We start from the raw sequence: 721 nt of genomic DNA on the forward strand, positions 1-721 counted from the left end.
CATTGGCTATGGGACCACCAGAATCAAAGATGCAACCGGTGCCATAACGGCTGTCGGAAAGGAGGATTTTAATAAGGGAGTCATACAGACCCCTGAAGGCCGCCTGAATGGTAGAGTTCCTGGTCTTACGGTGACCACTGGGGGAGAACCCGGTGCAGGATCTACCATTAGGATTCGGGGTGGATCTTCACTTTCTGCTTCCAACTCGCCGTTAATCGTAATCAATGGTTTACCTATAGACAATAATCAAGTGGGTGGCTCGCGATCTATCCTCAGTGCGCTAAATCCCAATGATATTGAATCTTTTACAGTTTTGAAGGATGCATCAGCCACAGCTATTTATGGTTCACGGGCATCAAATGGTGTGATCATTATTCAGACCAAGGAGGCTCGTGATCAATTTCGGGTCAATCTAGATTTGCAAACCAACGTGAGTGAATTGGCAGGCCAATTTGATGTTTTCTCAGCAGATGAATATCGAAGTTTAATTCAAGAAAGAAGACCGGAGTTAGTCTCGATGCTTGGTGAGGCCAATACGAATTGGCAAGAAGAAATTTACCGTACTGGGGTGTCTTACAATGCTAACTTGACTGCGGAAGGTTTTCTTTTCAATAAAATCCCTGTACGTGTCGGAATAGGAAGAATCGATCAAGAAGGCATTAGGCTCACATCCAATTTTGTGCGAACTTCTGCCAATTTGAATATTAGGCCTGAATTTTTG

Annotated in this window: 1 protein-coding gene; it reads left to right on the forward strand. The window is 44.2% G+C overall.

What is annotated here, in order from left to right; all coding sequences use genetic code 11:
- Positions 1-721: TonB-dependent receptor plug domain-containing protein (locus OU792_RS18600; RefSeq protein WP_274671063.1), on the forward strand; the 721-nt coding region annotated here is incomplete at both ends.

Source organism: Algoriphagus sp. NF (genome assembly GCF_028823735.1).
GTDB classification, from domain to species: domain Bacteria; phylum Bacteroidota; class Bacteroidia; order Cytophagales; family Cyclobacteriaceae; genus Algoriphagus; species Algoriphagus marincola.